Annotated in this window: 15 protein-coding genes and 1 other RNA gene; 8 read left to right on the top strand and 8 right to left on the bottom strand. The window is 56.4% G+C overall.

Going from position 1 to position 26,139, the window contains the following annotated elements; translation table 11 throughout:
* Positions 1–138: 138 nt before the first annotated feature.
* The 8 genes from ACIQYF_RS21885 (at position 139) to ACIQYF_RS21850 (ending at position 10,238) form a co-directional block, all read left to right on the top strand.
* Positions 139–963 carry a (Fe-S)-binding protein gene (locus tag ACIQYF_RS21885; protein ID WP_402865983.1) on the top strand — a complete coding sequence of 275 codons (825 nt, stop codon included), beginning with the start codon at positions 139–141 and terminating at the stop codon, positions 961–963.
* Complete coding sequence (locus tag ACIQYF_RS21880; RefSeq protein ID WP_402865981.1) at positions 960–2,420, top strand: LutB/LldF family L-lactate oxidation iron-sulfur protein; 1,461 nt, start codon at positions 960–962, stop codon at positions 2,418–2,420. Before ACIQYF_RS21885 ends, ACIQYF_RS21880 begins: the two co-directional genes overlap by 4 nt.
* Entirely contained in the window at positions 2,417–3,088 is a 672-nt protein-coding gene (locus tag ACIQYF_RS21875; protein ID WP_402865979.1) for a lactate utilization protein C, read from the top strand. The genes ACIQYF_RS21880 and ACIQYF_RS21875 overlap by 4 nt, the downstream gene beginning before the upstream one ends.
* Positions 3,085–5,895, top strand: a complete 2,811-nt coding sequence (locus ACIQYF_RS21870) for an FAD-binding and (Fe-S)-binding domain-containing protein (protein WP_402865977.1) — start codon at positions 3,085–3,087, stop codon at positions 5,893–5,895. The genes ACIQYF_RS21875 and ACIQYF_RS21870 overlap by 4 nt, the downstream gene beginning before the upstream one ends.
* A gap of 228 nt (positions 5,896–6,123) precedes the next feature.
* A complete protein-coding gene (locus ACIQYF_RS21865; RefSeq protein WP_402865975.1) occupies positions 6,124–7,350 on the top strand; it encodes an acyl-CoA dehydrogenase family protein in 1,227 nt (408 codons plus the stop codon).
* 682 nt (positions 7,351–8,032) lie between these two features.
* Complete coding sequence (locus ACIQYF_RS21860; RefSeq protein WP_402865973.1) at positions 8,033–8,329, top strand: hypothetical protein; 297 nt, start codon at positions 8,033–8,035, stop codon at positions 8,327–8,329.
* Positions 8,330–8,405: 76 nt separating this feature from the next.
* Positions 8,406–8,797, top strand: a transfer-messenger RNA (tmRNA) gene (gene ssrA / locus ACIQYF_RS21855).
* A gap of 184 nt (positions 8,798–8,981) precedes the next feature.
* Entirely contained in the window at positions 8,982–10,238 is a 1,257-nt protein-coding gene (locus ACIQYF_RS21850) for an integrase domain-containing protein (protein ID WP_402865971.1), read from the top strand.
* Between the two features lie 166 nt (positions 10,239–10,404).
* Here the strand turns inward: ACIQYF_RS21850 and ACIQYF_RS21845 are convergent, their stop codons facing one another.
* From ACIQYF_RS21845 to brxC, 8 genes are all read right to left on the bottom strand, one after another.
* Positions 10,405–11,394, bottom strand: coding sequence for a GTP pyrophosphokinase family protein (locus ACIQYF_RS21845; RefSeq protein ID WP_402865969.1), 990 nt, complete (start codon positions 11,392–11,394; stop codon positions 10,405–10,407).
* Positions 11,391–12,122 (bottom strand): hypothetical protein, encoded by a 732-nt coding sequence (locus ACIQYF_RS21840; RefSeq protein ID WP_402865967.1) that lies wholly within the window; start codon positions 12,120–12,122, stop codon positions 11,391–11,393. The genes ACIQYF_RS21845 and ACIQYF_RS21840 overlap by 4 nt, the downstream gene beginning before the upstream one ends.
* Positions 12,123–12,167: 45 nt before the next feature.
* Positions 12,168–12,494: a hypothetical protein gene (locus tag ACIQYF_RS21835; RefSeq protein ID WP_402865965.1), complete on the bottom strand. Its 327-nt coding sequence runs from the start codon at positions 12,492–12,494 to the stop codon at positions 12,168–12,170.
* 482 nt (positions 12,495–12,976) lie between these two features.
* Positions 12,977–15,019 (bottom strand): BREX system Lon protease-like protein BrxL, encoded by a 2,043-nt coding sequence (brxL, locus tag ACIQYF_RS21830; RefSeq protein ID WP_259155459.1) that lies wholly within the window; start codon positions 15,017–15,019, stop codon positions 12,977–12,979.
* 6 nt (positions 15,020–15,025) lie between these two features.
* A complete protein-coding gene (pglZ, locus tag ACIQYF_RS21825; RefSeq protein WP_402865963.1) occupies positions 15,026–17,344 on the bottom strand; it encodes a BREX-1 system phosphatase PglZ type B in 2,319 nt (772 codons plus the stop codon).
* Positions 17,345–17,376: 32 nt separating this feature from the next.
* Complete coding sequence (locus ACIQYF_RS21820; protein WP_402865961.1) at positions 17,377–19,170, bottom strand: DUF262 domain-containing protein; 1,794 nt, start codon at positions 19,168–19,170, stop codon at positions 17,377–17,379.
* Between the two features lie 3 nt (positions 19,171–19,173).
* Complete coding sequence (locus ACIQYF_RS21815; RefSeq protein WP_402865959.1) at positions 19,174–22,674, bottom strand: Eco57I restriction-modification methylase domain-containing protein; 3,501 nt, start codon at positions 22,672–22,674, stop codon at positions 19,174–19,176.
* Positions 22,674–26,138 carry a BREX system P-loop protein BrxC gene (gene brxC / locus ACIQYF_RS21810; RefSeq protein WP_402865957.1) on the bottom strand — a complete coding sequence of 1,155 codons (3,465 nt, stop codon included), beginning with the start codon at positions 26,136–26,138 and terminating at the stop codon, positions 22,674–22,676. The genes ACIQYF_RS21815 and brxC overlap by 1 nt, the downstream gene beginning before the upstream one ends.
* Position 26,139 lies beyond the last annotated feature (1 nt).

Here is a 26,139-nt window from a genome sequence, read left to right as displayed (position 1 = left end):
AGCGCTAAGGTTACTGCACGTTAAAAGCGCCGGGCTCACACCCGGCGCCAATCATTCACTACCCGGTCCGCCTTGCGGCTGAAGAGGTGTTTCAGCCGCGACCCTGGACACATAACCGGGACCACCCGGAGACGCCTGATGAGCGAGCTTTTTTACAATGCCGTGCCCAACGCGACCCGTGTCGCCCCACCCCTTCCGACCCCGCGCCAATACCCTGCGCACAAACCCCGCAAGGTCTACCTGTTTGGCACCTGTGTGGTCGACCTGTTCTTCCCGGAAGCCGGGATGGACGCGATTCACCTGATCGAACGCGAAGGCATCGAAGTTGACTACCCGCAAGGCCAAAGCTGCTGCGGACAACCGGCCTACACCTCGGGTTACACCGACCAGGCCCGCGAAGTTGCCCGCGCCCAGCTCGCGCTGTTTGCCGAAGATTACCCCGTGGTCGTGCCGTCCGGCTCCTGCGCCGGCATGCTGCGCGAGCACTACGAAGACCTGTTCAAAGACGAGCCCGATACCTTGAAAAAGGTTCATGCCCTCGCCGAACGGACCTTTGAACTCACCGAATTCCTGCTGTTCGTGTGCAAAGTGCAATTCAAGGACAGCGGCGCGCCCGTCAAAGTCGCCTTGCACACCTCATGCTCGGCCCGCCGCGAAATGAACACCCACCTGCACGGCCGCGAAATGCTCGCCCAACTGAGCAACGTTGAGCGCATCGACCATAGCCATGAAAGTGAATGCTGCGGTTTTGGTGGAACATTCAGCGTGCGCATGCCCGATATTTCCGGGGCGATGGTCGCCGATAAGACCCGCTCCTTGATTGAAACCGGTGCGCACCAAGTGCTGACCGCCGACTGCGGCTGCCTGATGAACATCAACGGCTCGCTCGAAAAACAGAAACAAGCTCTGCGCGGCCAGCATCTGGCCAGTTTCCTGTGGCAGCGCACCGGAGGTGGACAATGAGCACCAGCACTCTGATTCCTACCGTCGCCGTAGAAGAAGACTTCCGCGAGCGCGCCCATGAAGCACTAGGCGACAAGCAACTGCGAAACAACTTTCGCAGCGCCATGGATTCGCTGATGACCAAACGTGCGGCGTCCTTCAGCGATGCCCATGAGCGTGAACATTTGCGCGCCTTGGGCAATGCGGTCAAAGCCCGCGCCCTGTCCAAACTGCCCGACCTGCTGGAACGACTCGAAGCCAACCTGACCCGCAACGGTGTGCAAGTGCACTGGGCTGAAACCGTCGAACAAGCCAACGAAATCGTGATGTCGATTGCCCGCCGCCGCGCCGCCACGCAAGTGATCAAAGGCAAGTCGATGGTCAGCGAAGAGATGGAGATGAACCACGTGCTCGGCGCCCAAGGCATTGAATGCCTTGAGTCCGACATGGGCGAGTACATCGTTCAGCTCGACAACGAGAAGCCGTCCCACATCATCATGCCCGCGATCCACAAGAACGCCGGGCAAGTTGCCGACTTGTTTCATGAAAAGCTCGGCGTTGAATACACCAAAGACGTCGACCAATTGATCCAGATCGGTCGCCGCGTGCTGCGCCAAAAGTTCTTCGAGGCCGACATAGGCGTATCCGGCGTCAACTTCGCCGTGGCCGAAACCGGCACCCTGCTGCTGGTCGAAAACGAAGGCAACGGCCGCATGTCGACCACCGTGCCGCCCGTGCATATTGCCGTCACCGGGATCGAGAAAGTCGTCGAAAACCTGCGCGACGTTGTCCCGTTGCTGTCATTGCTGACCCGCTCGGCCCTTGGCCAGCCGATCACCACCTACGTCAACATGATTTCCGGCCCACGCAAACCCGGTGAACTCGACGGTCCCGAAGAAGTGCACCTCGTCTTACTCGACAACGGCCGCAGCCAAGCCTTTGCCGACAGCGAACTGCGCCAGACCCTGAACTGCATTCGCTGCGGCGCCTGCATGAACCACTGCCCGGTGTACACCCGCATCGGCGGTCATGCCTACGGCGAGGTATACCCCGGTCCGATTGGCGCAATCATCACCCCGCACATGGTCGGCCTGGCCAAAGTCCCGGATCACCCGAGCGCCTCGTCGCTGTGCGGTGCCTGTGGCGAAGTGTGCCCGGTAAAAATTCCGATCCCGGCCTTGTTACGTCGCCTGCGCGAAGAGAACGTTAAATCGCCAGACACCTCGCCTCGCATCATGCGCGGCCAGGGCAGCAAGTACTCTCGCAAAGAGCGCCTGATCTGGAACATGTGGGCCAAACTCAACAGCTCACCTGCCCTGTATCGTGTGTTCCTCAAAGCCGCCACACGCCTGCGCGGATTGACGCCAAGCAATGTCGGGCCGTGGACCCAAAACCACAGCGCCCCCAAACCCGCCGCCCGTTCGCTACACGATATGGCCCGCGAGCATTTGGCCAAAAAGTCGGGAGAATCGCGATGAGCGCCAAGCACAACATCCTCAACAAACTGCGCAACAGCCTGACCGGCACCACACCCGTGCCGGACAACTTCGACGAAGTGCTGGTGACCGCGCCCTGGACCTACACGCCAGAGCAACGCATCCCACAACTGCGCAAGTTGATGGAAGCGGTGCACACCGAAATCCACCTCAGCACCGAGCAAGAGTGGCCCGCCCTGCTGGCGCAATTGGTCACCGACCGTCAATTGCCAAGCCTGCTGATCGCACCGACTACGCCACACGGCCAAAAAGTGACGGCCCATTGGGCGCAAAACCCTGCGCTGCCATCACTCAAAGCCTACGACCGCCCGGTAGAAGAATGGAAAACCGAACTGTTTAACGACACCCCGGCCAGCCTCACCACCACCTTGGGCGCAATTGCCGCCACCGGCAGTTTGATCATGTGGCCCACCCCAGAAGAGCCGCGCCTCATGAGCCTGGTGCCACCGGTGCATTTTGCGTTGCTCAAGGCCAGTGAAATCCGCGACAACTTCTATCAGGTGCAGCGTGAAATGAAGTGGACCGCGGGCATGCCGACCAACGCATTGCTGGTGTCTGGCCCGTCGAAAACCGCAGACATTGAACAAGTACTGGCCTACGGCGCCCACGGCCCGAAAGACCTGGTGGTGTTGATTCTGGAGGACGCATGAGTCTGCCCATAACGTTTGTACGTGATGCCGAGCGGTTGATCCCCCAGGACCGGCGCTTCACCGACCCACTGTCCACCTTGGCCTTTGGCACCGACGCGAGCTTTTACCGGCTGATCCCCAAACTGGTGATCCGCGTCGAATCCGAAGACGAAGTGGTCGACTTACTGCGTTTGGCCCGTCGCGATCAAGTGCCCGTGACCTTCCGCGCGGCCGGCACCAGCCTGTCGGGCCAGGCCATCAGCGACTCGGTACTGATCGTGCTCGGCGACAACTGGAACGGCAAAGTCATTCGCGAGCAGGGTTTGCAAATCCGTCTGCAACCCGGCGTGATCGGCGCCCAAGCCAACGCCTGGCTAGCCCCGTTCGGGCGCAAGATTGGCCCCGACCCTGCCTCGATCAACGCCTGCAAAATCGGTGGCATCGTCGCCAACAACGCCAGCGGCATGTGCTGCGGCACCGCCCAAAACACCTACCACACCCTGGCAGGTATCCGCGTGGTACTGGCCGACGGCACCCGAGTCGACACCGAAGATACGGCCAACATCGCCGCCTTTAGGCAAAGCCACGCCGGGCTGCTCGAACAGTTGGCGACGTTGGCCCGCGAGACTCGCGCCAATGCCGAACTGGCTGCAAAAATCCGCCACAAATACCGTCTGAAAAACACCACCGGCTTGTCACTCAACGCCTTGGTCGACTTTGATGATCCGCTGGATATTCTCAGCCACTTGCTGGTAGGCAGTGAGGGCACGTTGGGCTTTATCAGCTCCGTCACCTACGACACCGTCATCGACCACCCAAACAAAGCCTCGGCGCTGATCGTCTTCCCCGACGTTGAAACCTGCTGTAACGCCGTGACCGTGCTCAAAAGCCAGCCGGTGTCGGCCGTTGAACTGCTGGACCGCCGCAGCCTGCGCTCAGTACAAGAAAAACCCGGCATGCCGGCTTTCGTAAAACAGCTGTCGGACAACGCCTGCGCCCTGCTGATCGAGTCCCGCGCGGCAACGCAGACATTACTGCACGAACAATTGGCGCAAATCATGGCGTCGCTGACGGGTTTCCCCGTCGAGAAACAAGTCGACTTCACCGAAAATCCGGGCGAAAACGCCAAGCTCTGGGCGATTCGCAAAGATACCTTCCCGGCCGTCGGCGCAGTGCGCAAAACCGGCACCACGGTCATCATCGAAGACGTAACCTTCCCGGTCGAGCAACTGGCCATCGGCGTAAACCGCCTGATCGAACTGTTCGACAAGCACCACTACGACGAAGCGATCCTGTTCGGCCACGCTCTGGAAGGCAACCTGCACTTTGTATTCACACAGGGCTTTAACAACCCCGAAGAAGTCGCACGCTACCAAGCGTTTATGGACGACGTGGCGCAGCTGGTGGCCGTGGAATTTGGCGGTTCGCTCAAGGCCGAGCACGGCACCGGGCGCAACATGGCGCCGTTTGTTGAGCTGGAATGGGGCAGCGATGCCTACCAGCTCATGTGGAAACTCAAGCGTTTGCTCGACCCGCAAGGCATCCTCAACCCCGATGTGGTGCTTAGCGAAGACCCGCACATTCACCTCAAACACCTCAAGCCGATGCCTGCGGCCGACGAGATTGTGGATAAGTGCATCGAGTGCGGTTTCTGTGAGCCGGTGTGCCCTTCAAAAGGCCTGACCCTCAGCCCCCGCCAGCGGATTGTGATCTGGCGCGACATCCAGGCCAAAAAGCGCGCCGGGGTCGATACCCGCGAGCTGGAAGAAGCCTACGCCTATCAAGGCATCGATACCTGCGCCGCCACTGGCTTGTGCGCCCAACGTTGCCCGGTCGGCATCAATACCGGCGAGTTGGTGAAAAAACTGCGCGCCCGCAGCGCTAATAGCGTGAAAACCGCCGACTGGCTGAGCAATCACTTTGCAACCACACTGCAAGGCGTGCGCTTTACCCTGCACGTGGCCAATGGTGCGCGCATGCTGCTGGGCGCGCCGCGCTTGGGCAAAATCTCGGCCGCGCTGACCAAGGCCAGCAAAGGCCGCGTGCCCCAGTGGACCAACGCCATGCCACAGCCCGAGCGCGCCATCCGCTTCAGCCCGCCAGTCAAAGACGCACGCCCACGCGTGGTTTACCTGGCAGCCTGCGTGTCACGGGTCATGGGCCCCGCCGCGGGCGATAGCGAACAAACCTCGCTGCTCGACAAAACCCGGGGCCTGCTGGAAAAAGCCGGTTACCAAGTGGTGTTCCCCGACAACATGGACAGCTTGTGCTGCGGCCAGCCGTTCGCATCCAAGGGCTACGCCGAACAGGCCGAACACAAACGCCAGGAACTGATCGGCGCCTTGCTGCACGCCAGCCGTGGCGGAGTCGACCCCATCTACTGCGACACCAGCCCGTGCACCTTGCGCCTGGTCCAAGACCTGGGCGACACCCGCCTCGACCTGTACGACCCGGTGCGCTTCATCCGCACCCACCTTGTGGATAAGTTGAACTTCACCCCACAAACCGCACCGATTGCCGTGCATGTCACCTGCAGCACCCAGCACTTGGGCGAAAGCCAGGCGCTGATCGACATCGCGCGTCTGTGCAGCACTCACGTGGTGATACCGGAAGGGATTCATTGCTGCGGATTTGCAGGCGACAAAGGCTTCACCACCCCCGAGTTGAACGCCCATTCGCTGCGCACCTTGAAAGACGCGGTGCAGCATTGCAGCGAAGGGATTTCGACCAGCCGCACGTGTGAAATTGGCCTGACCCAACATGGCGGGATCGACTACCACGGGCTGGTCTATCTGGTAGACCGAGTCAGCGCGCCGAGAACCCTGTAGGAAATACCGCAGGCTGCGATCTTTTGATGTTTAAACATCGCAGCCTTTGGCCGTTTCCTCAGTACCGGCTTTAAAAAGCCAGTCACTGTCTGCCAGGCAACAGTTCACACACAAACTGTTGTTATCTGCACGCCACCAAAAAACGTAACAAATTGATTTTAATAGAAAAAAATATCGGCACAGATTCTGCAACGACTCAGATCCACCCGCATCGAAGCTGTTTAGCCCATGTCATTACCTACTTACAGATCTTCTGCTCCTTCTGCGTACTCGACCCCGCCCGCGTCTGTTGATGAACTCATCGCCCGGGTGGAAAAACTGTTGCCGGAAATTGGCGAGGGGGTAATTGAACGCGAACGTAATCGCCAACTGCCTTATGCCGCGCTGAGCAGCTTGGCCGCCGCGGGAGTGCTTACGTGCCGGATCCCCAAAGCCTACGGAGGCCCCGGCGGCAGCGTGGAAGATGCCATCGGCTTGCTGATACGCATCGCGGCGGTTGACTCAAACGCAGCCCAAGCCTTGCGCCCAGGCTTTGGCTTTCTCGAAGGGCTGCTCGCCTCACAGAGCGACAACGCAGAGCAGGATCGCGCGCTGTGGTTTGATCGCTACCTGCAGGGAACTGTCGTCGGCAACGCAGGCTGGGAAGTGGGCGGCGCCAATGGTTCAGTCAGTGCCCGGCTGGTGCGCGAAGGTGATCATTACCGGGTCAATGGCAGCAAGTACTACAGCACCGGTGCGCTGTACGCGGATTGGGTGATGGCGATTGCCTTGGATGAAAACGACCAACCGCTTTCTTTTGTCTTGCCACGCGACCGCGAAGGGCTGGAACTGATTGATGACTTCGACGCAATGGGCCAGCGCCTGACAGCCAGTGGCACAACGCACCTTAACAATGTCGTGGTCTACCCCGATGAACTTCGCCCGCCCCGTGCCGTGGATGGCAAGCGCAGTATCATCACCCCGTTCGTGCAACTGTTCTTGGGTGCAGTTGAGGCCGGCATCGCCCGAAACGCCCTCAATGATGCAACAGAGTTTGCCCAACATCATGCGCGCCCAATCGTGCACAGTAGCGCAAAACGCTCAGTAGATGACCCCTACGTGGAACTGAGTGTTGGCGACATCAGTGCACGAGCCTACGCAGCTGAAGCGGTGGTCTTACGTGCAGCCCAGGCGATAGACCGTGCCTGGCACAACGGCCTGGATGTCGACTCGATCGAACAGGCCGCCATCGAGGTCGCACAGGCTCAATACATCGCCGCCGAATCGGCACTCAAGGCTGCCGAGTTAGTCTTCGATGTAGGCGGCGCTTCTGCTACCGGCCGCAGCTACAACCTAGACCGGCATTGGCGTAACGCGCGAACCGTGGCCAATCACAATCCACGTCACTGGAAGGCCGCGGCGGTCGGGGCTAGCCACCTCAAGGGCACTCAACTACCAACGTCCGGACTGTTCTGATCCAGCGGCTCCTGTGGAGCGAGCTTGTCCGGGATCGCATACGTGGCCAGCTCCCCGTGCCGTGGAGGCTTATAGCCATACCGGTAGTCATTGAGGGCGCGATCGGCGGCCACATGGTCTAACAACAGTGCATCACACTGAGCAGCAGCTTGCAGGGCAAACGCGGTTGGATCGGGGACATTTTTTTCATAGCGTGCTCCAAATTTGTGGAGCGGCTATTGATCGCGACTAAACGATGGGGTGGCAGCCGTACACAGGTTAGTCGACCGGCACACTTGGAAACCGGCGCACGCGAAAGTGCCCCTGCGCACGGCCACCATAAAACGAGAGGCCGAAAAAAAGCGCCTCACAAAGGTGGCGCCTTGCGCCGAGTTTACAAGCCGGGCGGCTAAACCCGAGGACTGAACTGAATAGCAGCGATGGGCCGAGACAATGCCTGGAACGTGGCAGGCGCAAGCGAACGAGAGCTTCCAGGCTGCTTCATCAGAATGAAAGGGATCGGACCTACGAAACGCCTTAAAACGCCCCCTTTTTGGGCACAAAAAAAATCATTCGATAGTGGCCAAATAAAAGCAGAACTCCTGAGTACGGCTATAGTCAACTGGCTTAAGGCCCTCATGTTTAGGGCATATAACCGAGCCCGGAGACACCGGGCCTAACTGTGCACAAGGAGCTTTCCCCTATGAAACGTACCGCGCTTGCTGGTCTGTTTGTTTGCGCTGCAATGTTGGCCTCTCCGGTGTTTGCCGCAGAAACAAATCCTGCGCCCAACGATTTGTGCTCAATCAACATCAACAAAATCCAGACGTACCTGGACAGCTCGACAAAAGCGACAAGCGAGAACACCAGTGACAACCTGAACGACGCCCTCGCAAAAGCCAAAGACGCAAAAGCTGCCAATAACGACAAGCTGTGCATCGAAATCACCAGTGCCGAGCTGGCAAAGATCACCCGGCTCAACTCGGGCGACAACAAGTAAGTCGTTGTTGAGGTTGGCCTTCTGCGCTGGATTGGCGTAGACTGCGCAGGCTTGCTGGTTACGGCCAGCAAGCATCGGGGCCGTTTAGGATTCGACGCCGGTTGCGAAACTCTAGGTGCATGCCGAGTTGGTAACAGAACTCGTAAATCCACTGTTGCAACTACTTATAGTTGCCAATGACGAAACCTACGAGGGTCAAGCTCTCGCAGCGTAAGCTGCCTTAGCCATCCTCCTGGTACCTTCGGGTCCAGCAATCACTAGGGGATGCCTGTAAACCTGAAGTGATTGTCATATAGAACAGGATCGCCGTGCAGTACGTTGTGGACGAATCGGCTAAAACTTACACAACTCGCCCAAAGCACCCTGCCCTTCGGGTCGCTGAGGGTTAACTTAATAGATACGGCTAAGCATGTAGTACCGACAGCGGAGTACTGGCGGACGGGGGTTCAAATCCCCCCGGCTCCACCAAATAATCATCTAAAGACGTCCACGGACGTCTTTTTTTGTGCCTGAAATCCAGTGAATACAGGGGCTTAGAGTCCACGAGCGTCCACCAGCATCCGTGACCATCTACGATTTCGTGTATTCCAAGTGGTATTCCAAGCCCTCACCTGCTATTTTTTGGAATACATAAACAGCACTGGAATACACCATGGGTGCCCAAGCCACGCGCCTTTCAGACGTAAAGGTCAAAGCCGCGAAGCCAAAGGAAAAGGACTACATACTCACCGATGGCAACGGCCTTCAGATGCGAGTGAGAATCAATGGCTCAAAGCTATGGAATTTCAACTACATCCAACCCGTGACGAAAAAGCGGATAAACATGGGATTGGGCACCTTTCCTGAGGTAAGCTTGGCTCAAGCACGCAAGAGAACCGTGGAAGCGAGAGAGCTCGTCGCCCAGGGGCTGGACCCGAAAGAAAAACGCGATGCGGAACGGCACGCGAAAAAAGCCGCCACTGAGCACACTTTCGAAAACGTATCGACAGCGTGGTTTGAGCTTAAAAAGGATTCGGTCACCACAGCCTACGCCGAGGACATTTGGCGTTCTCTCACGCTGCATGTTTTCCCTGATCTGGCCACGACGCCAATCTCAGCTATCACCGCCCCTAAAGTCATCAATTTGCTCCGCCCGCTTGAGACGAAGGGAAGCCTCGAAACCGTTAAACGTCTAACCCAACGCCTCAATGAGATCATGACCTATGGTGTTAATTCGGGGTTGATTCACGCGAATCCGCTTAGTGGAATCCGCTCCGTCTTTAAAAAACCCAAAAAGAAAAACATGGCGGCCCTTGCGCCCGATGAACTGAAAGAGCTCATGGTGGCAATCGCCAATGCCAGCATAAAAAGAACTACGCGCTGCCTAATTGAGTGGCAACTTCACACCATGACCCGGCCAGCCGAGGCTGCCACATCCCGCTGGGCTGATATCGACTTCGAAAAGAAGATCTGGACGATACCGGCAGAGCGCATGAAGAAACGTCGGATACACATCATTCCGCTCACTGAACAAGCTTTGGCGCTCTTGGAAGCGATCAAGCCCTACAGTGGACATCGGGAGTACGTTTTCCCTGCAGACCGAGACCCTCGCACCCATTGCAACAGCCAGACCGCCAACATGGCACTGAAGCGTATGGGTTTCGAGGGGCGCCTGGTAAGTCACGGCATGCGCTCAATGGCGAGTACCATCCTCAATGAACACGGTTGGGATCCTGAGTTAATCGAGGTTGCGCTAGCCCACGTCGATAAAGATGAGGTACGCAGCGCCTACAACCGAGCCGACTACATTGAGCGCCGACGCCCGATGATGGCCTGGTGGAGTGAGCACATCCAAGAGGCAGCAACTGGCAGCCTGTCGGTGTCAGCCATTAAGGAAAACCGGGATAGAAAAGTCGTCTCGATACGCTGACCCAAGGGATGCCATCGACCCGAGAGAAAATCGCTTGTAGCTCTGACGTAGTCACGACCAGTACACTTTAGAGCGTGGCGCCTCCGCAAGCGGGCCGAGGACTTATACCTGAAGGCGCGAGTATCCCAACCAACTACGGTGGTTCTAGAAGCTTACCGATTGCAGATCAATAGGCATCGAAATTGATGCCCAAGTCTGAGTAGATAAGCGTCAGATCATCGGTGGTAAATGGCCACCTATCCTTGGTGGTGTGAGGTTTGGCACTCGCCGCCATGTAGACGAGTAACGTTGATGCCTGGCGAAATAGGTGACTGCTTTCAGCATGCAGTGCGATCTGGGCAACGATATACGGTTTGCGCTCGATGAAATCACGCATCCTGGTTTCCAGATTGTCGCCAAGCAGGTCGGAATAGGCTTCCAAGATCAGTGTGTTTGATCGCTCCAGCTCTGCGGGCCTATGTAGCCACTCATGGTACAGGCGGCCAAGTATGTCGAGCGATTCTCGGAAAGGTCGCTCCATCTCCGTCAGTTTTTCGACCACGGTATCGAAGCATTCGTCTGTCGCCTCGATCAACGCCATACTGCGCGCTACCACTCGCAAAACCGAGGGGTCTGCTTTTACCGCCGCTGCTGGTTTGTAGATGCTGTCGTGTGTCAGCTCACTGTGGGCATGTTGAAGCAGAGTTCGTATCTGGATTTCGCAAGGAGTCCCTTCCGCTATCTCGACACCATCGTGCTCGATGGCTCTAGCGGCGCGAACCACATAGTGAACAGACTGGTAGGTGAATTCGAGCGGATTTTCCAGGCGCTCCTTTTCATAGTCCCTATCCTTCGAATAGGCGATGTCCTCCCATTCAGCCAAGATCCCTTCAATGAACTTGATGTCATTGACCAGGAGCACGACGAACCGTACGCCTACTTTGTCAGTAATCTGGACATAAGAATCGGTATAAGGTTTTCCACGATGGAAAGCCTTGTCGATCAAGGACTCGAGCTTCTTTAACCGGGGTTGAGGCGGAATTTTGAGAAAGGTGGAGTGATCGTTTCTTATCCGCTGATCGAGTGTCTCCACGATATGCTTGGTGATGTAATTCCCCCAAGCAGCGTATTGGGGTGATTCTTCAGCCCATCGAGCAGCGAACTCGTGCTCGTTCATTCTTGTAGTTGGATCGGTGACTTGATGATTATCTTCGTCCAGGGAGCGGCAGCGCCGTCTTCACCCTGGTCTCCGAGAATCTGCTCAATGGTGATTTTTTCGGCGAACTGTTCGGCGGGGCCAGTCAGCTTGATCCCCTGTGAAAAAACTACGCGCCGGAATTTCAGGCTTTTCTCGACATACGCAAGATCCTTGCTGATAGCCGTCAACGGGAAGTTCTTTTCCGTCATGAACCCTTCGTAACCGTCTCGAATTTCGGGCTCCGCCAAGTAAGCCTGTGAGAACTCAGCGACCTGAATGCTCGGCGATTGATCGACCTTCAGGTAAGTGATCAGTGCGTTGAGCAGATCATTCTTGCGCTCAGGGGAGATATCGAGCCCCTTGATGAAGTCTTTGGTATGGTCGTGAAACTCTTTTGTGCGCGTCGCGCCGTTCTGAGGAAATTTCAGTCCCAAGAAGCCGTCGTAAAAATAGTTAGCGGCCGAGAGCTTGTTGGATGTAGACATGGTTTCGTCGTAGATGAACGCTTTCCAGTTAGATGCCAACGGTGTGTCCGCAGGCGCGTCCTTATCCAATTCAACAAAACAGCCAATCTTGTACAGGCGAGTCTGCGGAGTGAGGATCAGGTCCTTCAGGAACTGAAGTGAAATGACGCCGGCCGCAGCCACACGGGTAAAACCATTGTGGGGTTCCGCTTTGAGCTTACATACAAAGCGCTTTCCAGGCATGCCAGCGGTTCCGATTAACACTACTACGATACCGCCAGGAAGATCTTATCGCGTCTGGGCGCCAGCGAGCTTCGTCGCGACCTCTCGTGAGGCCAGCGCAAAATTCTCGCCCGCTTCGAGCAGCCGCTTGGCCAGATCAACACCGCTGCCTTCACCATCAAATTGAAGATCCATTTCCATGCAGCGCGAGGATTGACCAAGCGCTTTGATGAGCCGATCTCGTAAGGCCGTCATCGCCTCGGCATCCAACAGGATTGTTTGCTCACCGAAAACGGGGTCGACAATCTCACGGTTCGGTCCGCGCTTGAAGACTTCATGAATCACAACTTGGGCAATATTGATGTTCTCGAACACGCTGCTCATCTCTGACATGATGCTGAAGAACCATTATTGTGCCATCACTACGAAGGCGTCCATGAATTTGGTGCCTAGCCGACAAGCTGGAGCTCGACCCCATAATTTGCGACCCGCATGCTTCTGTTAGGTGCGAGCCTCACGGTAGTGGCTAAGGATACTCGCAGCCATGTTCATGTTCGTCGGCATTCTTGCCTGATGCATGACAGCGCTACTTCTGTTGATTCTCATGATGCGGTTTCCGCCGCTGCTGATTGCAGCAGTACTGACTTACTTGATTTTCAGTCGGCTACGGAGCACTGCAAATAACATATATGGATAACCGTGAGCATCAACCAACGTCCATCGCCTGCTGGCGATGGACGTTGGTTGATGTGCGATCCTCTTTTTTTCACCCAATCTGCTGCACCTTCAGACCGCAGGCTTGCCCTGTGGACAAGGGCGGCTCTGAGACAGTCGTCAATGATTGCTAAACGGTAGGCGGTTGGCTTCCATCCCCCCTACTCCACAATCGCTTTCAACAACGCATCCCGTGCATCCTGGTAGAACTGGATGTCGATCTTTGTTGCCATGTCATCAGATAGGTCATACAGCTGGCGCCTGGCTGTGACAGGCATGAGCAGCACGCTGGCGCCCTTCTCTACCGCCAGCTCGGCAATATTCACTGCGCTGCTAATCGGCTCAATCGAGCCGCCAAGGTTTATCTCGCCGACGACGATCACTCCGCCCTTCACCGACTTTTTCAGCAAGCTGCTACACATCGCAATCAGCGCCGCCATGCCCAGTTTGGAACCGCGTTTGGCGGCGTCGTAGGCTCTGAGCTGAACGGAGAACTCATGGGCGCGTGGATCGCGGTCTCCGATGAGCTGAGTTGCTCTGGAATACAAATTCTGCTCGGCATAGCGCAGCGACTCCTTGAAGGCTGCGGGTGCCGGATTATTGAGGATGCGTACTCCAGAGCCAGGGCCTTCATTCACCTCGATGCGATACAGGCCAGCGTTGTCGTCGATGTCCGCCCCACCTTCGCTGACGGTCCAGATCTGGCCCGGTTCCAGTGGGTCATCACCGATTTCGTTGTCGGCGCGCAGCTCCGGCGTAGCCACGAACTTCTCGACCCCATCATCACCAATGAAGTAACTGAAGTGGGTATTACGAAACTCGGCGGCTCCGACTCGCTTTTGCTGTTCCTTGACCCGGCGCCGTACCTCAAGCCCTAAACGAGTGGCCCATTCCAAATCTTCGTCGGATACAACCATGTCCTGACCTGGATACATCAGCTTGAGCAAGCCGGAGACGGTTTTGTTGACCGCATTGGTATCGCGGCCACTTAGTGCTCCGCCCAGGTGAACGCGATTCTGCATGGCAGATACGCGGCTCTGGAAACGCAGGCGACTCATACATTCGGAGAAGAAGTCACTGACCAGGCCAAAGTGGTCGGTGGTCAGAGTCTTGTTCATTTTAGGTACATCCCAGCCAGGTAGATAGCAATGGATACGGTCCATCCAGGCAGTGTCATCACGCATCTCTGCTGGGAGTGGGCCAAACAGATGGCCTACTCGCTGCTGGTGTTCGACATCGACATCGAAGTTGCCGACAAACACCATGGAGCCATCAGCTCGAATGCTTTCCTTCCCCCGGCTGAACTCCCCGGACTCCATGTATCCCTTCATGATGTTGATCCCTTCCTTAGTATCGAAGGAGATCCCGCTGACCTCATCAAAGCAAACCACATCGTACTGGCAAACCAAGCCGCGCTGCCCGCTGGCGTTGTTGACGAACATCTTGGCGATGGTCGCCTTGCCGCCTGAGATCAAATGCGCGTAGGGCGATATTTGCTGAAATAGGTGACTCTTGCCCGTGCCCCGCGGCCCCAGCTCGACCATGTTGTAGTTGCGCTCAACGAACGGCACCATGCGGAGCATGATGGCGTCTATAGCTCGCGGTGACAGCGCGCTTGGCTCCAGGCCGATGGAGCGTGTGAGGAAATCCCGCCACTCTTCGCTGCTGAATCGGGTACGCGCCTCTGCCATGATATCCAACACATTGCGCTTGGACATTTGGATGGGGCGCAACTCTGCAATGCCAAAGGCGTGGCCCTTTTCCTCAGCAATGATGCTGTCGTACTCCAGCGTCACCTCAGCATAAAAGCCACCGGTCAGCAGACGCTCGTTGTCATCAACAATTTTGTCTGGGATGCGCACACGATTGAGATTCAAGCTGGGCAACGACGCCAGGTAGCCACCTTCCTTTTCTACAAACCGCACGCTGACAATATCGATCAGTTTGGCAGAGCCGGTTTTATAGGCGCGTGCCTTGAACAGCTCTTCTTCGCCGGCACGCACGGTACGATCGGACAGCTGTCGCTGAACGATTTCCAAACCCTCTTCGATTTCAATGGGATCGGTTGAGGCGCAATATCTACCCAGCATGAACTCGACGACATAGGTCGGAACCGGAAATTGACGCGCAAAAGTGCGCACCAGGTCTTTGCGAACCAAGTACCCCTCAAAGACCTCCGCGGACTTACGGTCCAGCGTATCCATTTCCACTTACTCGTCTCCTACCAGAGTTGGTTTTTTCGCCAGCACATTGCCCTGGTCATCCAGCAGCACCAATACAGCAGTAGTGCCCTCATACTGGTCATCTACCAATAGAGTGCACTTGGCTTCTTTCAGCGGCTTGCGCTTGGTGATCTCTGAATCCGGATCAGCCGGGTGCGTTCTGAGTACCGCCAGTACCCCTTCAGCACTGGTTTGCGCCTGGACTTTACAGGTCAATCCCACCCAGCGCAGATCCGAAAGTGTTGCAGAGATCGCTGAGGTCGTGACTGGGGCTTGTGTGCTGCGTACCTCTAGCACCGGCGTCAAACACTCCTGCAGGCTTAGGCCACCGTGATCATAGTGCTGTCCTGCCTTGAAACTACAGGCACCTGGAGCCATGGCAATGCTGACAGCACCGTTCCAGTACCAACCTACCTGCTGATAACCGCTGTCCACAGAGTCCTTGATGACCGCGCAGCGGCCCCAACGCGTTTCAGTCAAATGCTTGGCCAATTCGACCTTAACCATAGGTGCGGGCGTCAGCATCCAGCCGTGGTCAGTGACGATACGAATTTTGCGCCAGCCTGCAGCAAGGAGTTCTTCAACCCGCTCAACGACTTCAGCCAGTAAGGTATCAATTCGCGCCGCCAGCTTGAGCCCCTTCACGTGGCCTTCTTTGTCAATATCGCCGCTTTGAACCCAAGCATTGGATGCTGGGTCGCCTGAATCGCCCTCATCCAAATATTGCCAGCCTTTTTCCTGCAGAAACTTCTTCAGGTAATAAGCTGAAAAGTCCTTATCTTCGTCCAGCAAGCTGGGCTCAAAATCACGGTCGGTGGTTCTGCCAGTCAACCGGTTATGCACCGGTGTCACGGCTGCTTTCGCGGTAGACGTCACTGAAGGCAAAGCTGCCCAGTTTGCCGAAAGCGTTACTGCTCCCAATCCTTGCAGAGCCCGACTCAGACGCTGGGCAATGTCGTAACGCAGGCCGTCTACGAAAAATACCACTTCACCACCCGCGGCATACTCAGCCGTGGCTTCATTCACCTGGTTGCTACCCGGATAGCCCTTAGATTTGATCACACCTTGGAAATTGCGCGTCACCTCATCCAACCAAGGCGTGTAGATCAGCGTGAGGATCTGCTGCACAAGAACTTGCTGGCTTGCGGACAAGGGGGAAGCCAAGGCTTTGAGCATCTGATCATCAGCCTGCCAATAGTGCTCCCGATACTGCGCCGCCATTTCCTCTGCATCAACGCCGGAGAAGACCTTTGTGGTCTTCTGAGCCACTTGGCTCAGGTGGCCAAGAACGCCTGCCAACGGAGCCAAATCAAGCTCAAACCAAATCCAAGTACGCCGTTGTGCATGCCGTTGCTCAAGGGTCTGCAGGCTTTGGCGAACCTGAGCCGCACCTTGCTCAAGCAACTGCTGTAGCGTCTGCTCCAAGTATCCCTCTTCACTCAAATTGATAGCCGGATAGCTTTCACCGCTGGAAGCCAAATCAGGCTGGACCTTGAGCAATAACTGCGGCAAGAACGGGTAGTGGCGGCAAGACTCAGCATAGCGTTGCCATACGCTCTCCCAAATACCCTGTCGTTGACACAGCAATTCGGCTGCCGTCAGCTCACCATCCTGCTCAGGATTGAAGTGGTATTCGGTTTCGCAGATGCCGACCAGTGCTTGCCAGCGTGACCCGTCCCAGCGCTCACGGCAGCTTTTGCTGTCATTCATCCAACTGAGCAAATCACGCACCGGGTCGCTGCTCACTAGCTTATTGAAATCTGCTGCCTCGAGCCGGCGGTTGCACAGCTCATCACACTCGCTTTCCAGAATCTCAGGTAAAACACGCAGCATGGCTTGTTGGGATTTCTCATCCTTGGCGACATCCAACCCTGCTCCACCGTTACTGGAGATCAGAAAGGCGTTCACCGTCCAATCACGGCCAGAGTTGTTGTAGATCCACCAACAACCTCGGTACTGCAGCTCAGCCAGCGGTTTGAGGGCGTCCGGGCAAGTACCGATTGCACGCAGGTCGCGGCGTTCCACGCCCGGTAAATATAGGATCGGCGTTCGATCGGCTGGAAGCTCGATGCTGGGTAGCGCATTCTCGACAACACATTTAATCCAGATGGCTGGACCTGTTTTCTTTTCGGGGGCGTAGTCACCCAACACAATCAGTTCCGGCATTGCAGCTTGCAGCAATGGCAATGCTGCCTCCCACTGGCGGAGCATGTCAGTCCACAGAATCACGCTGGGGGCGACTTGTACATTGGAGTTGTAGGCAGCGCTGTTCCGGATTTCCGTGGCCAGCAAATCGATCAGTTTCATATCAATCCTTGGGATTCATTAAGCAGGCTTGATCATGCGGCCGTAATAACCAATGGATACTTCGCCTGCACCTCCAGCACCAACTGTACCGTCCTCGTCTTTAGCTTCTCCACGGTCCAGCTGTCCTCAGTGGCCAGTGCTTGATTCAGATAGAGGCCGTTGTTGTAGCCAACCTCTCGACCCTGGCTGTCGGTGCGGCTTTGCTTCTCCCCAAAGCTCTTGTTGCCCAGAGCGCTGTTGTAGCCCGAGATGGTTAGGTTACCCAGGCAGTGGGCGTATGTCTGACGGTGTTGCTCGGCCACGTTCGCATCCCCATCGGCAATCATCTGCACCCAACTGTCAGGGATGTTTTCACCCTGGGGAAAGATATGCTCGATGGTCCATACGTACTGTTTGCCTTTCAGCGCCCACAGATCGACTTGGGTTTCGCGGGTCATGCGGCTTTCTTCAAGGGCGCAGAGCACAAAGCGACAGACTGCCTTATTGTCTTCATAGATCGGACCTTTGAGGCTTTTCTCGAACTGCTCATCACTGGCGCTTTCTGCTTTAAGTCTGTGCTGAATATGACTGACCACATCGCCGGCACACAGCTCCCGGATGGTCTCAGCCACATCCATGAAGATACGGGTCAAATCACGGGTAGGCGGCAAGTCGGTCGTATTGCGCCTAACAAAGAAGGCAATCAGAAAACTCACGACCTGTTCAAGGTGCTCATGCTTCAGCTCCAGCTCGGCTTGGCGCTCCATCAGCACCATCAGCAGCAAATAAGCGGCGGCACCCTGAATGCGATCCAGCGAGAGCAGTAGGCTGGAGAGTTGTGGCTGCTCAGGCACAGCACGGTAGCCGACAATTTGAGCATAGCGGCTGGAGAGACGAATCATTGCGTGCAAAAAGCCCTCAGCATCATGAGCGATCAGCTTTTCATACACCTGCATAAGGTTCGACTTAGTAGCCACCGGTACTGAAACGACATCCTTCAAATCGGTCTTGAAGCCGTTGTAGTACTGGCGGAAGAAACGCTCCTGCACGGCATAGTCATCACCCAGGGCGTCAATCACCTTCTTCCAGCGGTTGTACTGCGTATCGATGCTGCCGGGGTCTTTGGACTCCAGAACTGCCAGTAACTTGTTCTTGATCAGGTCAATGGCCGTAAGCGGTACACCGCGATTGTTCAGCGACTCAAACAGGGTATAGGCGTCGGAATGCCCGGCGACCTCAATCTTTACCAGGGTGGCGGTGTTTACCTTCTCCAGCAGGGCTTGCAAGCTGGCGATGGGGTCAGTGCTGTGCTCCAAGTACAGCTCAATACGACTGATAAAATGCCGGAAGGCTTTCAACACGCGACGGTTGCCCGCATTCGGAACAGTATCCACATCGTCCAAAATGCCGGTCTGTCCGAGCACCGCAAAGTAGTCCTGCTGGTTGTTGTTTTGCACCTGGGGAATCAGGCGCGGCTGATCCGGCTTTTTCTTCAGCACCAGTTTGTGCTTGAGGTTATAGAGCTCAATCTGCTGCTCCATACCCAGATTCGGCAGGGTACGGTAACTCTGATAAATAGCCGCCAGCAGCAAAGACAGCGTGGTCATGCGCTGTTGTCCGTCTACCAGCTCCAGGCTTTGTACCGTCAAGGCATCTTGCGACTGGTTGATACAGATGATCGAACCCAGAAAATAGTGTAGCTCGTTGTCCAGCAAATCCTCGAACAGCGCGTCCCACTGCGCACGGCTCCAGGTGTACTCACGCTGGTAGCGCGGGATGGCATAAACCATCCCGCTCTCGATATCGAGTAGGGTGGAAACCGGGTAATTGTAAACAGACTTGATCATGGGCTAGCTCCTTGCCGCCTGTTTCTCAGCCAACGACAGATGGTGATCGTTAATCCGCGCACCTTCACCTTCGTCATATTGCAGGCCAAGGGTGTACCAGGGAGCGGACTCGACGTCTTTGCCGCGATCTTTGGCCCATTTGATGTTGGGCATCCAGCGAAGAATGCCCGAGGCTTTTTTGCCGACACTGCGAGCGCTGAGGAACGGGCGGATGTTGAGGCGCACGCCGTCGTTGAGATCGGGGGTCCAGCCGATGGGTTGTTCGGCCAGGGGCTTCCAGCGCACGAAGATGTCGTAGGGTGCCTCGCCTTCGAGAATGGCTTCCAACTCTCGCTTCAATGCTTCGGCGGCGAGCAGTCGTTCTTGGGCACCGTCTTCACCGCTGGCCATCCCGCTTTGCTGGGTGCGTATCCAGTCGCCCAGGTCGGTGTAGATCAGGCGTTCGAGACCGGCTTTGTCGAGTTTGTGGTAGTTGACCAGGGCGCTGAAGCCGTCGTTTAGACCGTCCCAGATATGCCAAATGAAGGGCCGATGCTGAAACATCCTGCAGTGCTGCTCGAAGAACTTGTCGCGCAGCCAAAGGCTTAGGGACTTGCTGCCGACGGTTTCCAGCAGACGGTTTTTTAGCGGCGTGGTCCAAGCGTCACCGTAGGCGGCTTGCAGCAGGGCTTCCAGGCGTTGGTCGGCGGCCTTTTCACCGCGCACAGCAGGCAGACAGACGATGCCATCGTCATCCGCATAGGCGTAGAGCTGCTGGCAACGCTGCACCCAGGCGCGCTGCTCGGCGGCCAGCTCCATATTTGTATCCAACTCCGCCGGCCAGCGGTAGCCGAGCAGCCGGGCGACAGCGACTTGCAGCACACTGTCATCGACACGCAGTTCGCCATGTGTTGTCCACTTTGCCTCTTCGTCCCAGATCACCGAGCCACAGGGATGGCCATGGAAGATCCACTGGGTGGGGGCATTGGTGTAAGGCTGAGGTAGGCCGTTGGGGTATTGTTCTCCGGCGACTTTGGTCCAGCGAGCGTGATCGAATGGCACTTTGGTAATGGTACCTGCGGTGACTTTTAAAGCTTGGTCTACCGCCCTAACGCGATCATGGTATTCATGAGATGAAACAAACGCCCATGTTGCAGCGAGACTCTCTGAATCAATTGGACAAATTGGACAAATATTGTCATCAAAGACCTCGCCAAAATAGAGAAACGGCTCCAGCTTTCTCATTTTGTTTACAGCAACACCCTTTCTCCCGTATACGTCATGCCCCCTCAGCCAGCATCCCAGCTGCGAGGTCAAAGCCGGATCGCTTAAATAGGTTTTACATATCTCACTTCTACCAGACCACTCCAGACCTTCGGTAGGAGAATTGAGCCAATAGACGTGGTGAGGTTCAATAACGGGAAACTCCCAAATATTAAGCAAAAACCTCAGGCCATCACCGGTAGTACTGCCCTTACCATATTTCGCTGTATCGGCAAGCAATGGTAAATCTGTTTGCTTCTCAAAGGTTACTACCGCATCCGGATTTTCCAGCTGCTGACTCTGCTCCACACTCTTCACATCAACCGTCAACAACCCCTCAGCCTTCTCCGCTGCCGTGCGGGATTCGGAGACATCCAGCCCACGAATCCAACTGCCCTGCCCAGCACTGTTCAGTAGATCCACCGACTGGCCCGTCACAATGCCACGGGTCTGATTGATCAGAATCGCTTTGACGACCTCGCCACTGATGGTTTCGAAAGCTCCTGCCCCTAGCCGAGCAATCAAATGCCAGGTGTCGCTCCGCAACAACTTTTCGCGAAACTTGCGGTAGCTGGAGAGAAACAACCAGTTCTGCGGCAAAACAATACTAGCCGTGCCGCCCTGTACACAAAATTCCAAACAGCGGTCGAGAAACACCGTGGCCAGATCGTTCTTGCCTGCAGGGTAATAGGCTTCGCAATAATCTTTGAGGGTATCACTCTGTTTGCCCCGCGCCAGGTAGGGAACGTTCGTGACTACCAAGGTATATTGCCCTGATAGCAGCTCGGCGGCCTTGGCCAGGCCTTGAGCAACGATGCCCGCCTCCAGCCGGTTAGTGCGAACAGATACCTCCGCATCGGCCTCACTCTGATGCTTCGCTTGTTCCTGCGACAGCGCCTCACCCAGTAGTTGCTGCAGTTCGCTCCACTGGGCGATTTGCGCGGCCTTGCTGCGACGTGGATTGATTAAGCTGCCGAGTACCGGCGCGTCCTGAAAGGTTTGGTACATCCAATCCAGAGCAATGGTCAGGTTCTGTTTTCCAGCTTTGCGGCTGATTTCTTTCCACTCATCACGGGCAGCGGCAATGGACAGGCCACTGCAGGCCAGATGCAACTCGGGCAGGCTGCGGTAGCCACCAGCTTCTGGGTAACGCCAGGCTTCGAGTGCCACGGCAAAGGCAGCCAGTTCCACACAGCGCTGATCCAGCTCGAGGCCATGCAGATTGTCACTGAGTACCCGGTCGATGGCTTGCTGCGCCGTCAGGCTTTCCTCTTGCATGCGCATCGGCACCAGCATCAGAAAAGCGGCGACCAAAAAGTGGCCGGAGCCGCAACAGGGGTCTAGGGCTTTCAGTTCGCCGAGTCGCTTGGGCCAGCCTTCAAGGGTGCCAGAGGCAGGTTGCCAGTGGTGGGTCGACTCATCTTTTACAAAACGCAAATAGCTGAGCGGTACGCCGGGGATGGCTGCTTTATCACGTAGCTCCTGTTCGCTGCTGGACTGCTGCCAGTCGCTATAACCCAAACGTCTACCGGCCCACCAAGCACCCAGGCTGTTATCCAGCAGAAAGCTAACCATATAGGGTTCGGTGAACAGCTGGGTAACTGGCGATAGCTCGTCAGCACCAATCTTGACCTCAGACTTGTTAACTTCCTCCTTGCGCTTGCTCTGCCAGAACTGGTAAACCCAACCGAGACTGTCCTGGGCTTGAAAGGTTTCTAAAGCCAGGCCGGTGACAAGTTGCTCCAGACTGCGCTGGTGCTCGGGGGCCAACTCCAACTCAAAAACGGGTGAGTCCACACGGAAGATCTGCGGCAGCATTTTGGAGGCCAGCACTCCTGCCAGCTCCCAGCCGCTCTGGCAGCGACGCTCAAGATCGTCGCGGGCCACATCCGGGTCCTGCACAAGCTCATTGCATTCGGTCAGGGTTAATTGGGTGTGCTCGTCATACATAAGCAGACTGTTCTGCTCCAGAAAACGCGCGAACAACATACGATTCCAATGCTCATAAGCGACTTCTGTGACCAGTTTGTGGATTATTTGCTGGCCGTTTACATCTTTGCTATCACCTATCTGACGGCCATGAGCGCGCAGGCGGGTGCGCAGCTTACGCTGCTCATCATTCAAGTATTCGGCAGGTTTGGCATCACCTACGCCCAGTCGCTTGAGGGCCTGGATGGCAGCTTGCTCGGCGATGTCACGGGCTTTGACCACGGTGGTTTCCAGCGCACGCCGCAGGGCTTTATCGAGGGGCAGTCGAGTCATCAGAAGGTCACCGGTCCGTCGTTAATTTTGTCCAGGATTTGTTGCTTCACTTCTGCCAGCCAGGTGTCGACGTCGGCCTCGGTCTCGAATGTTTTGCGCGGCAGGCTGATGCGCTGCAGTTTGGGTTGCAGCAGCTGAACGGCTTCCATGCGTGCACTATCGAATTTACTGGACAGCGATTCAGTGCGATCGGTCCACTGCTCCAAGCTGACGTCATTGAGGCTGTCGATAATGGCCTCGGCGTCGTTCAGCACCGGTTGCGCCAAGGTAAGCAGTTTACGTTTGCCGAGGATGTCGCTTTTTTGCTGCTCACTGAGTTGCTGCCAGTGGCTGTCGGCCTGCAATTGAATGAGGCATTCGGCATACCGCCCCTGATAGGCCTGCACATGAAACTGGATGGCATCGCGTAGCTTATTGACCAGCGGCTGAACCAGGCCGGATACCGGATTGGGTTCATCCAGCAGGGATCGATGGCTGACTATGGCATCCACCTCGGTCTGGATAGCAGCATGGAAAGACAGACCACGACTAAGATCGAGCAGGTTTTTGAGCAGCGCCCAATCACTGCGCCGCGCTTCGATACGTTGGGCAATATCGGCCCAGGTCTTGACTGCCTGTTTGATGGCGTCTTGCTCATCGAGCACATGCTTGAGTTGTGCATTACCAGAGTGACGCGCCAGCTCATCGAAAATACGGCTGTCGGGGGTTTTCGGTAGAGGGGCTTCCCCCCCTGCTCGTTTGGCTAGTTCACGACCTTTTTCAGCTAGAAGGGGCAGTTTGGTACCTTCTTCACCGGGCTGGCAATCGATGCCGCTACTGCTGAGTACACCGCGTATTTTGATCAAGTCTATCGGGCGGATGGTGATGCTTTCCGGCTTAAAGCTGGTTTGGGTGATCTGCTTGCGGTCCAGCGTTGTGGCAGTAACCGGGTTGTTGCGGTTGTCGTAGGCAATGAGAATACCGGTCGCCATCAGAATGGCTAGGCCTCCGTCGATGGCGTCCTGCGGCCAGCCATACGGGGCAGCCAGAAAGTGCTCACGGATCTCGTTACCTTTTTTCGACACGCCGATATAGCGCTTAATGGCAGCACACACGGGCTGCTGCTCGGCATCACCGATGTAGCTCAGTGCTTCCAAGGCATTTTGCCCGCCCTCTTTGCTGGCTCGGTCATACACCTTGCCCCAGCCGGTATGGTCAGCGGCATCGAAGTCACGGTAGAGGCGAATCAGCGAGGCTTTAGCAGCAGTTTCTACCCGATCGGCAATAGTGCTGCCGTCTACTTCGTTACCACCGGCCTGAAGCACTTGCACGCCGTCGAAAATTTCGCGCAGCAATGCTTGTACCTGCTTTTGCGCATCGCGGTAGCGGGTTTCCATCGCGCTACGGGCATCTTTGCCGGCATCGGTATTGGGGATGCCGCGCTTTTCCAGAGTGGCGTGAGCGGCGTTCTCAGCAATGATGGCGCTGGTCAGCTCGGAGCGGTTGCGCGCGGGTACAAAGACGAAAATAGTCGGCTCGCCCGGCTGGCGGCTACGGGCATCGGCGAGGAAGCTCTTCTCATCAATACTCCAGCCGTCCTGTACCCAGGCGTAGACTTTTTCTTTAGCGTCTTTGGGCAGCTCGGCGTCAAAGCAAGGGATCACTTGACGCGGCTCGTTGCACTTGCCCTGGGTGAGACGCACCTGAGCTACCTGGCGGCGCAGTTCTTTGTGCAACAGGTCTACGCGGATATTTTCGATACGCTGCATATTGCCGCGTAGGTCGGCTTCTTCCTGACGCAAGGTGTCGTACCACTGCGCACTCTCCTGCGTTTGCAGACGGAACTCGGTGCCGATGCTGGTTTGCATAGGCATAACCAGGCCTTCGTCGGCCAATGCCTGGAGCAGTTTGGGAACACTGGTGCGAATGGAATCCTTGCCATTGTTGAGGTCATCAATCAGCAGATCGGCGAGCATGTCGGCAGTGGCGCGCACCCCGCAGTCAGCAGTCGGATCGGAAGGCAGTTTACCGATCAGCAGCACCAGCCCCAGAATGCGCGATTTGAGCTTGTCGTCGGCATCGCCGGCGGACAGGCGGCCGATGGTTTCGGCAATTTCTTTGGAGATGACGCCGGTCTGCAGCAGGTTGACTGCAATCTGGTTGTAGATGAAGTCAGCCGGCACCACATGACCCAGCGGTAGATCGGCGGTGGCCTGAGCGGCCTCATGGATAACCTTGAGCTGGTTACGCAATTGCGAAACGGTACCAGTGGTATCAACGATACGTAGCACCCGCTCCCAGAAGCGGCGGCGTACCGGTAGCAGGGGGTAATCGGCCAGCATGACTTTTTCGTCATCCTGGTGGTGCTCGATTTTAGTGCCGCGCAGTTGACGTGAAATCTCGCCCAGGTGAGATTGCAGTACCTGCTCCAGTTGCGGCTTGACCGAGGCTTTTTTCTGCAGGATGACCTTGCGGATCACCGACTCGACATCGGTATCAGATAACTGAATCGGAATTTGGAAGCGGCCAAGCAGGCGCTGCAAATTAGGCATGCCGGAAAGAGCACTTTGCCCCGTGGCGACGAACAGCAGCTTGTTCTGAAAGACGGAATGCTTGCAGCAGGTTTCTACCACTTCCTGGACTTGATGCGCCTTGTCAGTATCGGAGCCGACGTACTGCTGAACCTCATCGAGCACCACCAGGGTTAGCGGGAACTGACCTTGCGGAGCTAAGGCATCGTAGATGGCGTCGACCATCTGCTGGTTGGTGACATCCTGGACATTGGGATACTGCTCGCGTAGCAGCTGGCGCACTCCTTTGACATCATCGCTCAGGGTGCTGTCCACCTCAAGCAGTGCCCCGGCAATGCTGCGGGAGACATATAGATCTTCCAGCTCGTCATCCCACCTGTCGCCCACGGTTTCGACCTTGTCTTTGACCCGATCAAAAATGCCCTGCTTTTTCAGCCACAGCACAAAGCGGGCCTGGTGGTACTGCTCGGGCAGACCTGCGGACTTGAACACAATGTTGAGCAGTGCCAGACGCACGTTGTTGTTGGCACCGGAGCCCAACGTACCGGAAGCGGCATGCAGACCACCGTGACGATTTGCGGCGTTGCTTAGCTCCTTGAAGTGGTCTTTGACCTCCTGCGGTAAATCGGCAATATCGCGAGCAGAAACTCCATCGCTGAACGGCTGGTTAGTCCACAGCGCGCGTAGCATTTTGGCCAGGTGCGATTTACCTGAACCGAAGAAGCCAGATATCCATACGCCGGGCTGTTCGTGCTGAGTGCCCAAATTGCGCAGGTAGGCAGACAAAATCTTGTCGAGACCAGCTTGGTACTCACCGTCGCAGACGAAGGTTTGCAGCTCGTAGCGCAGGGTCTTAAGTGCCTGGGCTGACTGGTCGTCCTTTACTTCGGCGACGCCGTTGTTTTCCAGACGGTTCTGCTGGGGGTCGAGCTGGTAAATCTCGCGATTCAACATC

Source organism: Pseudomonas sp. NPDC096917 (genome assembly GCF_044762555.1).
Lineage (GTDB): Bacteria > Pseudomonadota > Gammaproteobacteria > Pseudomonadales > Pseudomonadaceae > Aquipseudomonas.
Note: the sequence above shows the minus strand (reverse complement) of the source record. Positions and strands in the feature narration are given on the sequence as shown.